Genomic DNA, 14775 nt, shown 5'->3' with positions numbered 1-14775 from the left:
TCAATCACTTGGTAATTAGTTAGTATCCAAGTTTTTCATAGCAGCTACCAAGTCCTCTGGTTTATCGATAGAGAAAATGCCATCATAGATACTATCTTCAGCTTTTTTTCGAGTGTCTTCAAAAGCAAAAATTTTCTTTCCTCTTTCTTTTGCTCTTGAAACTACATCCAAGACTTCATCACCCCTATTAATATCCAAGTAAACACTGGAATCATCCAATAACCAATCAATTCTTTGATGAAGGATAGACTGGTACAAAGTCATATTAGGATAAGAGGATAGCTTTGTGAGCGACTCAATACAGTAAACTGGAGCTGCTAGATGGAAATGCCAATCTGGTAGGCTACTAATCAAATACTCTAAATGCTCCACATTAGCACTCCAAGTCACAATCATCGCTTGTTTTTGAGATTGATTACTCCGTTTAAAGTAGTTCAAACTAGAACGTTTAAAAGCAATCTCTGTCCAATCCAAATCTCTATAAGTCCACCAGAGTTCACGAAGCCGTGAAATACTATAGGTGTTCCATGGCTTATCATGACTAGCAAAATGAACAATTACTGGTGGCTGATCATCCAGACGTTGACACTTCTGGGTTAGATGATAAGTATCTACACCAACCATATAATTATAAGTTTGGTCTAAGGGCAGCCATTTGTTTTCAAAGTAAATATTTAAAATACTTTGATCCCCTAGATGCACAGCCTGATTCTGTTCTGCTGCTAATTCTAATAGACTATTAACAATTAAGTGCTCTTTCCATTTTGCTACATCCATGATTAAAACACCAGAATTAAATCCTGATTCCCTACCTTCGTAGGCATATACATCATCGACAGCACCTACATAATAGCCTTGAAGATCCATTGTATATAAAGGTGACAAGTCCCCTGTCACAATGATATCTGAATCAAGATACAGAACTCGTTCAGAATGAACCACTTCCGTAGCAAAAAAACGAAAGTATGAAGCGTAATTTAAATGAGGCCCCGTCTTATAACCTTCAAATATCTCTTTGTTCAAATGGACATTGTGAATAGTAGAATTCACAACTGTCATTTTCTTTGCTAATAACTTGAACCACTCTGGTGCGATATCACTATTTAGTATATAAAAATCAACATCTTGATTATGATATAAAATCGATTTAATGGTTGTTTCTAACTGGATGAGATAGGCATTATCTGCCGCAAGTACAATTGACTTTCTCACTATTCTCTCTCCTTCATATAGCACTTAATTGCTTCTACTAATTCTTCTGGTCGACTTTCAGAGTAAACACCTGCATAGCAAGTATCAGGCAAATCTGGACAACGACTACTATCAAAACTGAGCATCGGCTTTTGGTATTTTTGAACCAAATCATAAATGTAAGTTAGTTTTTGATCCATGTTTAGGTCTAAATAAAGATCCGATTGTTCAAGAACATTCTCCACTAAAAGAGGGAAGGAATTTGGATAGAGAGTCACATTTTGAAAAGCTGATAAGCGCTTCAGTTCATCTGCCATAAATGTATGAGCAGCAATGTAAAAATGGACCTCAGGCAAGTGTTGAGCCAGATAATCTATTTTCTTAACACACCAAGAATTGGTTAGGTTCATGCATCTTAACTTAGGTTTGTAAACATCTGCAGTACAAACAAGATTCTTTTCTCTCCAAGTAGATACAATATATGACCACTCCATCATGGAATAGTGCCACCATTGGTCTCTGAGACGGCCAACAGAGAATTGGTTCCAAGGTTTATCTGGAGAGATATAGTGTAAAATTTTTGGAAGAGGTGTTAGCGGAATATCAAAGACAAAACGATGATTCATTTCAGCTGCACCAGCATCAAAACCTATTTGAAAATTATAGGTATCTTCTAGCTGATAGCAGCTATCCCTAAAGAGAATATTGAGAATAGACTGATCTCCTTCTCCCACGTTTTCATGCTCTCTCTCAGTTAAATCAACCAATCTCTGTCTGATGTCATCTGATTTCCACTTTTTATTATTGATTAATAATACACCTGCATTAAAACCAACTCCTGCACCAAAACAAGAACGAGCTGCTGCCAAATAATTTTCTTCTAGATCTATTTCAAACAGCTGACTCAAATCACCAGTCACAACTAAATCACTATCTAAATAGAGAACCTTATCTTCTTCGACAAAATCTGGAATAAAGTAGCGGGCAAAGGTCATGTGATTGATATGAAGCAACTGATTGGTCCAGTTCATCTTATATTTTGCTCCAATGACCTTACAATCAATCAAATCCCCACCCATTTGTTGAATATAGGTCCGAATATTCATAAACCATTCTTGTGGAATATCTTGATTAAGTACATATATTTTCAAATGGCTATTGTGACGACAGATTGATTTTATAGCAGTTTCAATTTGACGAATATAGGCATAATCTCCTGCAAAGATAACTGACTGCTGTTTTTTCATTCGTTCTCCTTTTACTGAGTTGCTTTTGATAAATCAGCAACTATTTGACTTGTATAGGTCTCATCTTCGATAAATTCAATATCTTGATCAAAATTATATTCAGCCGTATGTTTATGGGCAAATTTAACCTTAGTTTTAGCTCCCATCTTCATCCACTCATATTCTGAGTCGATGTGTCCAATATCTAAGACCTGATAGCCTTTCTGACTTAGACGGTAAGCCAAAACCTTGGCTGTAGGTCCAAGCATACATAAAACAAGACGCCCAGCTGCATGCTTTTCTATCTCTTGCTCAATCTCATCGACACGCGAATAGGCACTATGAGATGAACAAACGATTCGTTTAATCGATTTTGCTTCATCAAATAAATCATTGCCGACACCCGAACGTGAAGTAGCCCCTTCTACAATGAGTAGGTCTTGATTTTCCCAAATACTTTTCAGTTTATCAAATTGACCTTTGGCCTGACTCTTATCTTCGAAATCAATGTAAGGACGTGATACAAAGGTTGAACCATACCACGAACCCGTGCAGAGTTCGCGATAAAAGTCCATATAATGATCCATATGTTCTTTCCAGAAGGGAATGGCCCATGATGTAAATTTGAAACGATCCGTAAAAGCATCAGGAAGGCAGACTACTAGGTCTTTCGTACTTTCTAAACCTATAATCTCTCGCATGGTAGAAACGAGCTCTTCATCATAGTTTTGGTAGGGAATTGAATGACCAGCTAGCATATTAATCTCACCATCTCCAAAACGAACTAAAGACGACTGGTGTTCAATGATATAATCCAGAGTTTCATCAATGCTCTTAACCTGAATAGGGTCTTCTTGTTTTGCTAGCGGTTCTCCATCAAGGAGTTTCTGTAGATCTGCCAACATCCGTTCAGGGTGCTCACTCGAATATAGTCTTTGTCCATGATAGCCATTTTGAGATTTATAAAAAGCAAAGACAGGCTTAGACAGTTGAACTACATCTGCAACCATATCTGAAGTTGAGGTTTCCAGATTTATATCCAGATAGACATCCATCTGCTCTTTTAGCTCTTCAAGTTTTTCTTTTGAAATAGCTGGATGGAGGTGAATATTTGGATAACGATTGGATAGGTCATGAAGTTTTGGACCCATACTTGTCCAGGCTGCTACATGAAAGGCTACATTTGGCAATTGTTCTGCTAAGTAGTCTAATTGTTCTAGTTCTTGAGAAGCCGTAAAGGTTAAACACGTTAATTCTGGAACTTGATAAAATCGTGTAAAGTGCCCATTCTCCTTGAAATCTTTGATTGCCTCAATCATCAAAGCAGTTTTCCCTGTTTCAAATAAAACTTGACCACAATTTCCATGTTGGGTGGATTGGAAAGCCAGCATTGGTTTCCCTTGTTTTTTCATGGACTCCAACATCGATTGCTCCACATTGCCATGGTTAATATCAAGGTAGATTGAAGCTAGATTTTTAAGATTTTCTAATACTGGAGGAACAATTTGAGGATAGAGGCGGACGTTATCATAGCTTGCCAGTCTTTTGAGCTTTTCGCCCATATCGGTCCAGGCTGCGATATGGAAAATCACGTCTGGTAAAGCTGTAAGCAGTTCTTCTATTCCTTCTAAATCTTGCGATGTTGTAAGCGTCAAGCAAGAAAATCCTCGATTCTGAGGGGAAACTAGCTCAAACTCGCCCATATGGTGCTGCAAAACTTGAGTCCATTCTAAATCATGAAAATCCCACCAGAGATCGCGGTAGCGATTAGCTATCAATGTCGTCCATGGTTTTCTATGAGATAAAAAATGCAAAACAACAGGTCTGTAGGATGATTCATCAAAAAAATTTGGCCAATTACTATAAAAAGCGACAACATCATGTCCAACTTGCAAATTGAATCGACGGTCCAATTCTAGCCAGTTATCCTTGACAACCTGATTAAAAATAGTCTGATCACCATTGAAATTTTTAAAACGACCTTCTGCTACTATTTTTAGAGTTTCAATTGATTGAGTAATGAGTAACTCTTTAATATTCTCTTGTTTCCATTTGGCATTGTTAATTAACAAAACCCCAGTATTAAAGGTAACACCCTCTGTATCCCTAACAGCAGCCAGCCACTTATCTCCAAGATTGATAGTAAACAATCCCTCTAAAGAATCATTCACAATCAAATCCGAATCTAAATATAAAACCTTGTCTTCTGGAATGTAGTCGGCTATAAAATAGCGAGCATAGGCAATCGCACTGATATGATCCTGTTTACTCCACTGCTGAAACACGGCTTGCTCGGGTAACTTCACATCGATGATGTCGCTCCCCAGCATTCGAGCCATTTTGCGAGGTTTCCGAAACCAATCTGGCATGATATCTTGGTTTAAAATATAAATGTTAAGGTCTCGATTGTGATAGAGAATGGACTTGATCGTCGTTTCTAGCTGGGAAGTATAGATGCAATCCCCAGCTAGTACAATTGCTTTTTTCATATGTTCTCCTAGTTAATTCCTAATTGATAGATGGCATCTACCAGTAATTTTTTTGTAAAATAACCCTCTTTTAGCAAATAACTAAAGGTCTTTATCCGATTCGTCATTTCTTGATATTCTTGTAGATTCATTTTATCAACTATCTCATGAACCTCTTCTAGGCTATCTGCCACAAAGCCCAAGCCTTGATCTACTATAAATTTAGCAGTTGATAAGCTACTTGGTACAATGACTGGGATCCCGGCTGTCAGATAGGTGCTAACCTTATGAGATATATTCAGGGTGTAATATTGGTTACTTTCTCCATCATTTTGATGAGTTCCCCAGACAAGACCAAATCCACCTTTTGATAATTCTAGCAACAGTTCCTCATCTTTTTTCCATCCTTCAATACTAAGATTTCTAGCACTAGAACTAGCCTCCCCTTTATTTGAAAATACTCTTAAAGGCGTATCTTGAGACCAATTTTGTAAGTCTGGAAAACGCTCTAAACTTCCAGCAAAAAAGAGTTCTTTTTTTAAAGCTGGAGTGTATAAGGATAAATCATGAGGATGGTCCCACATCCCTTGAACGAGGATTTTCTTAGTTGTCAAGCCTTCTTCCATCAAGCGTGCTTTCATTCTCTCTGATGGAACTATCAAAACATCTGATAGATTATACATATACATGTATTCTTTCATGAGATAATAGTTACTATCAAACATGAGAGGAACAACGTCATGAATAAAGCAAACAATTTTCACCTGCATATCCTTCAGCTTATCAAATAAGACACGATCAAATTCAAAACCATTCCAAGTAGGAGATTGAAAGACTAAGATATCACCAATAGAGATACTAGCCATAATGCCATCCAGACGCTTATTCATTTCAGAAGGGCTATCTGAAGCAATATTGTAAAAATAAATGCCAACCTCTCTAAATCCCAGTTGACTGGCTATTTTTTGTACAGCATTTTGGGCTAGAATAACAGTACTATCACCAGCCATACCGTATAAGTTTGTTAAATGTAGTTTCATATTGTATTATCTCATTTTTTATTACTACGGTAGTAAAGACAATTTTTCCATCATTCTTCTATAAATCTCCGTAGACTGCATATTTTGTACTTCTAACTTCGCTATCACTCTTTGTAATCTATTTTTATAAACTAAAATATGATTGGTCAAATCATAACCTAAACTTGCCAAAATAGCAATTTTCTCTTCTCTAGCTTCGATTTCATCATACATACGCTTTTCGCTCCATGTATTTGATAAAGTACCAGTCAAACCAACACGGTACCAGTAAATACAACGATTTAAATAGACCACCTTCGAAGCTTTTAGAAGTACCTTCCATGTCCAGTATGTATCCTCAGCCATTTTCCCTATAGGAAATGGTAAATCTTGTAGTAACTCTCTCTTGAATAATTTCAAATAAGCTACAGTCCAATTCCCAGTTTTCATTTCTTCGACACCTTCTCTATCTATGATTTCTTTTCCTTCTATCACCTCAAGAGAATCATCTGGATTAGAATCATAAAACAAATATTGGCAACGTGATTCATCGTAACAATTATAACGTCCGATACTAATATCCGCATTTTCTTTTTTCAATGCATCATATAACAGTTGTAAAGCATCATGTTCCAACCAATCATCAGAGTCTACAAACGTAACATACTCCCCCTCCGAACGTTCAATCCCAAAATTTCTTGCTGAAGATGAGCCACCATTTTCTTTTTCAAAGTAACGGAAACGAGCATCTTTAGCAAGATATTCTCTACAGATATCTGCTGAATTATCTGGAGAACCATCATTGATTAATAAACACTCAAAATTTTGATACGTCTGATTTTGAATGCTATCCAAACACATTCGCAAGTAATTCTCAACGTTGTAAATTGGAACTACAATACTGATTAATTCATTCTCCATACTATAATTTTTCTTCTCCTAAAAATTTTTTCATCTCTGTCACCATTCCATTTGCATCTTCTTGTCGAAAAACTTTACTAAATCCACTTGAATCATGATTGGTATTCTCAAAAGCATAAACAGGCTTATTCTGTTCTATTGCTCTATGAACAATACCATCCACCTCTCCCCAATGGTTAATATCTAAATAAATATCTGATTTCTTCAACAAATCCTCAAAAATATCATCATGATGAACATTTGTGTATATATTCACGTTCTCATAACGATTGAAACTTTCAAGATAATCCGAAATATTTGTTTTAGCTGCTATATGGAAAGCTACCTCTGGAAGATTCTGAACAAGATAGTCTAGGTTTTCTAAAGTGTCTGAAGCTGTTAAAGTAAAAACATGAAATTGGTGTTGTTTCCTAGGAATGATTTTTAAATCCTCCTGAGAAGTAACGATAGAATTAGCTGGTATATCTTTATAAATTAGGGCATTTGCTCCAATAATGACATTATCTCCAATCGTCACCCCTTTTAAAATGACAACATTGGTTCCAATCCAGCAATTTTTTCCTATCGTTATTTTATCAGCAGTAAATTGAATTTTTTCGATATGGTAATTTGAGTATTTATGATTATGGTCAAAAATCCTTACCCCATCTCCAAACATGGTATCCTTACCAATTTCAATTTCTTTGCCACAACGAATCGTACAATGGTCATTAAAGAAAACCCTATTTCCTAGTGTTAATTTAGCATTATTAGCTACTTCTAAACTTACAAATGAACGAAATGTAACATCTGTTCCTAATTCAATAGTACTGGTGGGGGAAATCTCTATATGATGAAAATCTCCTAATAACTTTACAGAATCTTTAAAATTCATGTTTTTCTTCCACTTCTCTTAATTTTTCAATCATTTCTTGAACTTGTTCTACTTTGTAGGTTATCTGTCCAACTTCACGATATTTTGTATTCTCAAAAGCTAAAATCAACTTTCCTCTTTCTGAAAATTGATCTAACATTTCCTCTGTTTTTTCACCATGATTAATATCTAAAAGTACCTGACTAGTCTCAATTAATTCTTGATCTAGTTCTGCTAAATAATTAATTCCAGCATAAACAGTTACATTTGGATAGACCAACAATTGTTTCAAACGATCACTGACCATCACTCTAGCCGCAATCTTAAATTGAATATTAGGCAAAGATTGAATCAATGTCTCAATTTGTTCAATCTGATCTGAAGACGTATAAATTAAACAAGTAAGCGGTTCTCTGATAGGATAGATATGTGATTTTTGTAATGGATGTAAATGATGATTTTTTCCTAACTCTGTCCATTCGAGACTATGATAATACCACCAAACATCACGATAGGTCTGCGCAGCTAAATCAAACCACGGTTTTCTATGTGAGAGATAGTGGATAATCCCAGGATAATCTTGACCTGCTGGTAACTCATAATCTGTGAATTGCTTATGAATCACAACATGGTTATTGTCAAATTCCATCTCTAGCCATCTATTTTCAAAGAGCATATTTAAAATACTTTGATCTGCTTGATCCACCTTATCATGCCACTCATTTGTCAAATCTATCAAGCGTTGGGACATATTTTCTTGTTTCCACAAACGATTGTTGATTAGTAAAACACCCGCATTGAACATTTCCCTACCATAGTATACTCTTCCTCCATAATCTCGAACAGCTGCTAATGGATAGTCTTGCAAATCTGTTTCAAACAAGTTATCCAGATTTTTAGTTACTACCAAGTCGCAGTCTAAATAGAGAGCCTTATCTTCTTTCACAAAGTCAGATACAAAATAACGCAAAAATACTGTGTAACTAATATCTGTTTTATAACGCGAAATTTGCTCAGAAGTTACCCGACAATTGATAATCTCTGAATTATATACTTCTAATCGCTTATTTAATTGCTTAATCCACTCATTTGGAAAATCACTATTAATCAAATAGAAACGAATTGAGCGATTATGATAGCAAATAGATTTAATAGTCGTCATGACCTGCTCAACATAGGCATAGTTAGCTGCGAGGACAATAGCTTTCTTAAATTCCTGATTTTGAGTCTGAAGTAAATCTAATAACATCTTCTTCTCTTTTATCTGATCTAACACATGAGATTCTGATATTCCTCTGTTCTTACTTTCAGAAGTTATATGATTTAAAATAAATTTATAAGCATGTATATGTTCTGACATTGGATAACCTAATGTTGATAACAATGCCAATCTATCTTCTATAGCGTATATGCAATCTCTAATCCATTTTTCATCCCAAGTATTTGAAATACTTCCACTCCTAACTCTGTAGATATAAGCAGCTTTATTAATATAAACAATACTTTTAGAAGCTAATAATATTTTCAAATTAAATACTGTATCTTCAGTCACTATTCCTACCGGAAAACGAAAATTAGAAATAATTTCTTTTCTATAAATTTTTCCCCAAGCAACTATCAATGCTGAATTTAATAATCTATTAGAATCATTTAAACAATCCACTATAGAGACATTGTCATAAAGTTTCTCAAAATAATTTCCAGATATATGAAAATAGAAATTTGAATCAGACTCATTAAACTTACAATAATTTCCAACCGCAATATCAGCCTGATACTCCGTTATTTTTTTATATAGGGTTTCTACATAATCTAACTCAACCCAATCATCCGAATCAACAAAGCTCACATAAGATCCAGTCACTCGATCCAAGCCCATATTTCTTGCTTCCGCTTGACCACCATTTTCTTTTTCAATATAGACAATTCGATTATCTTTTTGTGCGTACTCTTGACAAATTGTGCCCGAATTATCTGTAGAGCCATCATTGATAACGATAATTTCAAGATTTTTATAAGTTTGGTTTATTAAACTATCCAAACATTTTTCTAGATAATTTTCAACATTATAAACGGGTACAATTACAGTAATTTTTTCAGTCATGTAGTCGCTCTCCTTTCCTACTATTATAACATTTTTTTTTTGCTATTTTTTGAGCTATTAAGGAATTTCAATTTCAAAAATATATTTATTTCATTGACAGTATCGCTCATACAGTGTTAAATTATAATTACTTTCCAAATTAAATAATTATACAAAAACAAAAACAAAAGTAAAATAGCTTAATAAATTCAATATTGTAATCTCGCTGTAATTATATGATAACATTTTCGAATAATCAATCCTAAAGATAAATTTTTACAGTGAAATGAATTAAAAACCGAACAAAATAATTAGGAAATTTAAATCACTTTATAAAAATATTTTAGTAACTGTGGTGTGCTATTCCAGATTCAACTCACTATAATTCATCTCAAGTATATTTTAGGAATCTATCGATGTAAATAACCTTATTATTTTATACTATACTAAAATCAAAAAAACATCTTATAATAGTAGTTATGAAACTTACAAATGAAGAAATACAAAAAATTGAACAACTCCTAAGAGATTCATCGTACGCCAAATATCATAAACGTCTACAGATTATTTATTTTCGCTCAAAAGAAAAGAGTTATAGTCATTTAGTTTTAAAAAGCACTCTAATGATTCAAAGATATTGGGGACTTCCCTTAATAAATCTGTCACTTTCTTTTTCAAGACAGCCCAAGCTTGCTCAATGGGATTCAAATCTGGTGAATAAGGTGGTAGAGGTAAGAAAAAGTATTTATCTTGGATACAAAGTTCATCCAAAATCTTCTTGGGATGAGAACTAGCATTGTCCATGACAATGACATGAGGTGTCTTTAAAGCAGGCAGGAGTTGTGTTTTGAACCACTCCACAAAGAAGTCACTCGTCATGCTCTCCTTGTAAATCATAGGAGCTATAAACTCTCCGTCTACTTGTCCTGCAACAATTGAAGCCCGCTCAAAACGCCGTCCACTAATCTTTTCATAGACTTTCTCTCCTCTAGGAGCCCGTGCATGAGGACGATAGAGGTAGCGATCGATTCCTGTTTCGTCAATATATACAACTGGTAAATCTTTTAGGTTATCCAAAATATCAAGAAATTCAGCGACTTTCTCTGGATCTTGTTCCTTAAAGCTAGTCGTCTTTTTTTAAAGTGACATTGATCTGCTTTAAAGCTGCCCATACTGAAGGAACAGCACAATCAAAATGTGCCGCAATTTCCCGTAAAAAAGCATCTGGATGAGCCTCTACAGAGGTCTTCAACTCCTCCAAAGGAATTTTTCGGCTTTTGGCGACTCGCTTTTTCCGTTCTAAGTGCCCTTGTTCACGTAATTTCTTTTCCCAAGTAAAGAGAGTTCTAACGCCAACATCAAAAACTTTGGCTGCCTCGACATGGCTGTGTCCCTCTTTGATGTAATCTAATGCTCCTTGTCTAAAATCTGTACTATATGCCATAACTTTATTATAACATGTATTTTATAAACTAAGCGACTATATCCCACCTTACGCACCAGAAATGAACCCTATTGAACAAGTCTGGAAAGAAATTCAAAAACGAGGTTTTAAAAATAAGGCTTTCCAAACATTGGAATCTGTCATTGATAAGCTTCAAGAAGTTATTCAAGGACTGGAAAAAAGTATTTTAAAGTCCACTGTCAGCAGACAATGGACGAGGTTGTTTTTTGAAAACAATTGAGTATTAGAATAGCTATCTGATAAACGTAAAAAGCAACCTACATCAAAAACGAGATAACATTCTAATTTTTGAGTATAGGTCACTTTTTCTATCTAAAAATAGAGAAAAATCAATTTATAAAATGTGTTTGACTAACCTTCAAAATATTTAACTGCAATTGCTTTTTTGACCAAAATTTGTTGATAAGATTCCACGTCCCCATGTTTAAGAGTTTCTTCTTCATGAATAGATAACCGCCATTTATAAGCTTGAATTTCTCTATCTAATAACTCCTGAGGAGCTCCAATTAATTGGAGAATAGTCATACGTTCTTCAATACTCTTTAAGGGATATACATCTGCAAGATTGACTGTCCTTGTAACACTTGTAGAACGTTTTCTATGGATATAAATAGCCTTATTCATAAAAGCAATTTTATCTGCCTGAAGATAAACTTTATAAGTTGTGTAATCATCCTCTACACTTTTATCTGTTGGATATACAATATCTTTAAATAGCTCTGTCTTGTATAACTTCGCCCACGGAACTGTGAAGCATTGACTGAAATTATACTTACTATCATATTGATGGTTAAACCATTCGAATGGCGTATAAGTCTTCTCAAAATAATCATCTGCTCCTACATGAATCAAAAAACTAGCTTGATCATCCAAAAATTGAGTAAAGTTTCCGATTGCAATATCTGCATCTGTTTTTTTCAATAAATCATAAAGATTTTGGATATGATCCAACTCCAACCAGTCATCATTATCTACAAAAACGATATAATCCCCAGTTACAACTTCCAAGGCACGATTGCGGCTAGAAGAAACTCCCCCATTTTTTTATGATAGACTTTAACACGTGCATCTTGCTTTTGATAACGTTGACAAATTGCTGCTGAACCATCTGTTGAGCCATCATTAATCAAAATAATTTCAAGATTTTGATAGGTTTGTTGAACGATACTATCCAAGCATTTTTCAAGATATAGTTCTGACATGTAAACAGGAACAATAACACTTATTTTTTCCATCATTTTAATCATATACTCCTTTTCTGATGCAATATATAAAAAACAAAGTCGATTTCAATACACATTTCTTTAAGATACATTCTAAATCAATTCTAATATTTCTGAGAACAGATCAATCATGTTTAACTTTCCCAGCATTTGGTAAGTATTCTTTTATAAATCCTGATATATCCTTACTCATGATTTTATCCAATCGTTCAGAAATAATGTCTTCCGGCCAATTCCACCACGCAATTTCTAACATCTGTTCACGGAAAGTAGGATCTGCTATGCGATAACGAATAAGCTTAGCAGGATTTCCTCCAACAATAGCATAGGGTTCCACATCCTTGGTTACTACAGCACCTGTTGCTATCACTGCTCCATCTCCAATAGTTACCCCTGCCATGATTTGAACATTGTTTCCAATCCAAACATCATTCCCAACACGAGTGGGATTCTTTAAGATATGGTCATCCGTCATATCCAGGGTCTTATCTGTGTAAAATAACTCCAAACTCTTAAATGGATAAGTGGTAATCAATTCCACATCATGATTTGCTGTTACAAATTGAACATTTTGTCCAATAGAACAATAATCACCAATAATGACCTAGCCTCCATGGTCATAGTCAACTAATTGAGGAATACCATAAGTATGATTGCCCACTGTTAAGGCCCCGTAGTCAATCAAATAGCGACTAGTAAATTTCGTCAGGTAATCAAACAGATCCGAACGCGAATTATAGACACGAATTTCCAGAGGAATCGTTTCCTGATGCAAACCTTCCCAATAAGAATAGCCGACTTCCTCATAACAACAGTCAAAAACTGCCGTCAACTCTTTCGAGCTAGAAAATAGTTGAAGTTTTTTCTCCTGCATATGCCAAAACCGCTCATTATCATGACCGGTTCCACCAATATCCTTGATTTGACCATCAGGTAAAAGTTGAAAAAAGCGCTGATGTTGCTTATTTTTATGTGAAAACATGCAGAATTTTCCAGATAGCAATTAAAACTTCCCCCTCCAACTAAATTGACTATATCTATCAGTGTGCCTACAATATGAATAACTTGTCATCTAACTAAAACTTTTATACAAATTTAATGTTATTTACCATTAATATAGAGATACTATATAGCATTCTGTTATTATGTACATCTTACCACAAATAGCCTTATAATAAAAGCAACTTACATAAAAATATCAATGCTATCCAAAAATTGATAATTAATAAATTTACATACAATTAGCAAATTGGAAATATGATCATACACGATTTAAAGTCATGCCATTGAAGTTTCATTTTTTCAAGGATATTAATCCACAAGCAAAAAGATGTCTTAAAGCCTTGTTTACCATAAGCTATAATCGTACAGGAAAAATGCGAATACAACTATAGATCATTATGGGACGGTTACAATAGATGGAAAAATCAAGCTCTTTTAACTGACAACGAAAAATCATCTTATTCTTCTTTTTCTTATCAAAACGGCGAGATTGGGGTGTTTCCAAAGGGACAATAAGGTGTGACATTAAAATAACCTCCAGTACTGTTTTTTCTACTAACAGTATACCGGAGGAATGGAAAGTTGGCTAGGTACTCTGTTATGGGGCGGTTACTAAACATGTAAAAAAGCAACGGCAAAAACCGTTGCTTTTTTAGGAGATACGGACTATTGTCCCAGACTCCTTTGTCTTCAATCTGAACTTTCAGATTTTTTGATCAGAATAATCAAATTACTGATTAGTTAGAAAGCTTATTCTTCATCATCACGCTTACGACGTTTAGCTACTAATCCTAATCCTGTTAGACCTGCTACAGCTCCTAGGAGCAGATTTGTAGCCGAAGTTGCTGTTCCAGTATTTGGAAGTTGCTTACGTGTCTTAGTTGTATCAGTTTGAGGAGCTTGACTAGTCGAATGAATCATAGATGCGCTTATGCTTGCTGATTCTGAAGCTGATGTACTTGCGGACTCAGAAGCAGACGTTGATGCTGATTCTGACGCACTGGTTGATGCTGATTCTGAAGCGCTTGTGCTGGCTGATTGACTCGCACTGGTTGACGCTGATTCAGATGCACTTGTGCTTGCTGATTGGCTCGCACTTGTCGATGCTGACTGGCTTGCTGACGTGCTTGCTGATTGGCTCGCACTGGTTGACGCTGACTGGCTAGCTGACGTGCTTGCGGATTGACTGGCGCTTGTTGATGCTGACTGGCTAGCTGACGTGCTTGCGGATTGACTGGCGCTTGTTGAAGCACTTTGGCTTGCTGATGTGCTGGCTGATTGGCTCGCACTTGTCGATGCTGACTGGCTAGCTGATGTGCTTGCT

General features: G+C 35.3%; 10 protein-coding genes and 4 pseudogenes. 1 reads left to right on the top strand and 13 read right to left on the bottom strand.

Annotation, left to right across the window (positions count from 1 at the left end; translation table 11 throughout):
• Positions 1–15 precede the first annotated feature (15 nt).
• The 8 genes and pseudogenes from O3658_RS03210 to O3658_RS03175 all read right to left on the bottom strand — a co-directional run bounded on the left by O3658_RS03210 (position 16) and on the right by O3658_RS03175 (position 11205).
• Positions 16–1212 carry a glycosyltransferase family 8 protein gene (locus O3658_RS03210; protein ID WP_371559278.1) on the bottom strand — a complete coding sequence of 399 codons (1197 nt, stop codon included), beginning with the start codon at positions 1210–1212 and terminating at the stop codon, positions 16–18.
• Complete coding sequence (locus O3658_RS03205; RefSeq protein WP_371559277.1) at positions 1212–2438, bottom strand: glycosyltransferase family 8 protein; 1227 nt, start codon at positions 2436–2438, stop codon at positions 1212–1214. Before O3658_RS03205 ends, O3658_RS03210 begins: the two co-directional genes overlap by 1 nt.
• Positions 2439–2449: 11 nt before the next feature.
• Positions 2450–4906 carry an SP_1767 family glycosyltransferase gene (locus tag O3658_RS03200; protein ID WP_371559275.1) on the bottom strand — a complete coding sequence of 819 codons (2457 nt, stop codon included), beginning with the start codon at positions 4904–4906 and terminating at the stop codon, positions 2450–2452.
• Positions 4907–4914: 8 nt separating this feature from the next.
• Complete coding sequence (locus tag O3658_RS03195) at positions 4915–5925, bottom strand: sugar transferase (protein ID WP_371559274.1); 1011 nt, start codon at positions 5923–5925, stop codon at positions 4915–4917.
• 24 nt (positions 5926–5949) lie between these two features.
• Positions 5950–6825, bottom strand: coding sequence for a glycosyltransferase family 2 protein (locus tag O3658_RS03190; RefSeq protein WP_371559273.1), 876 nt, complete (start codon positions 6823–6825; stop codon positions 5950–5952).
• Between the two features lies 1 nt (position 6826).
• Positions 6827–7699, bottom strand: a complete 873-nt coding sequence (locus O3658_RS03185; protein ID WP_371559271.1) for a DapH/DapD/GlmU-related protein — start codon at positions 7697–7699, stop codon at positions 6827–6829.
• Positions 7689–9782 (bottom strand): glycosyltransferase, encoded by a 2094-nt coding sequence (locus O3658_RS03180; protein ID WP_371559270.1) that lies wholly within the window; start codon positions 9780–9782, stop codon positions 7689–7691. Before O3658_RS03180 ends, O3658_RS03185 begins: the two co-directional genes overlap by 11 nt.
• 543 nt (positions 9783–10325) lie before the next feature.
• Positions 10326–11205 (bottom strand): annotated as a pseudogene (locus tag O3658_RS03175) (IS630 family transposase).
• A 37-nt stretch (positions 11206–11242) separates the two neighbouring features.
• Here O3658_RS03175 and O3658_RS03170 point away from each other — a divergent pair.
• Positions 11243–11446, top strand: a pseudogene (locus O3658_RS03170) (transposase); the annotation flags it as partial.
• A gap of 131 nt (positions 11447–11577) precedes the next feature.
• On the opposite strand, the pseudogene O3658_RS03165 reads toward O3658_RS03170, so the two are convergent.
• The 5 genes and pseudogenes from O3658_RS03165 to O3658_RS03145 all read right to left on the bottom strand — a co-directional run.
• Positions 11578–12461 (bottom strand): annotated as a pseudogene (locus O3658_RS03165) (glycosyltransferase family 2 protein).
• 112 nt (positions 12462–12573) lie between these two features.
• On the bottom strand, positions 12574–12990 hold the full coding sequence (locus tag O3658_RS03160) for a CatB-related O-acetyltransferase (protein WP_371559269.1): 417 nt from the start codon (positions 12988–12990) through the stop codon (positions 12574–12576).
• A 63-nt stretch (positions 12991–13053) separates the two neighbouring features.
• Positions 13054–13431 carry a hypothetical protein gene (locus tag O3658_RS03155; RefSeq protein WP_371559268.1) on the bottom strand — a complete coding sequence of 126 codons (378 nt, stop codon included), beginning with the start codon at positions 13429–13431 and terminating at the stop codon, positions 13054–13056.
• Positions 13432–14201: 770 nt separating this feature from the next.
• Complete coding sequence (locus O3658_RS03150) at positions 14202–14372, bottom strand: LPXTG cell wall anchor domain-containing protein (protein ID WP_004245664.1); 171 nt, start codon at positions 14370–14372, stop codon at positions 14202–14204.
• Positions 14373–14380: 8 nt separating this feature from the next.
• A pseudogene (locus tag O3658_RS03145) lies at positions 14381–14775 on the bottom strand (hypothetical protein); the annotation flags it as partial.

Origin of the sequence: Streptococcus sp. 27098_8_69, from assembly GCF_041432445.1 — a bacterium.
In the GTDB taxonomy this organism is placed as follows: Bacteria; Bacillota; Bacilli; order Lactobacillales; family Streptococcaceae; genus Streptococcus.
The sequence above is the reverse complement of the archived record's forward strand: the minus strand, read 5'-3'. Positions and strand labels throughout refer to the sequence as shown.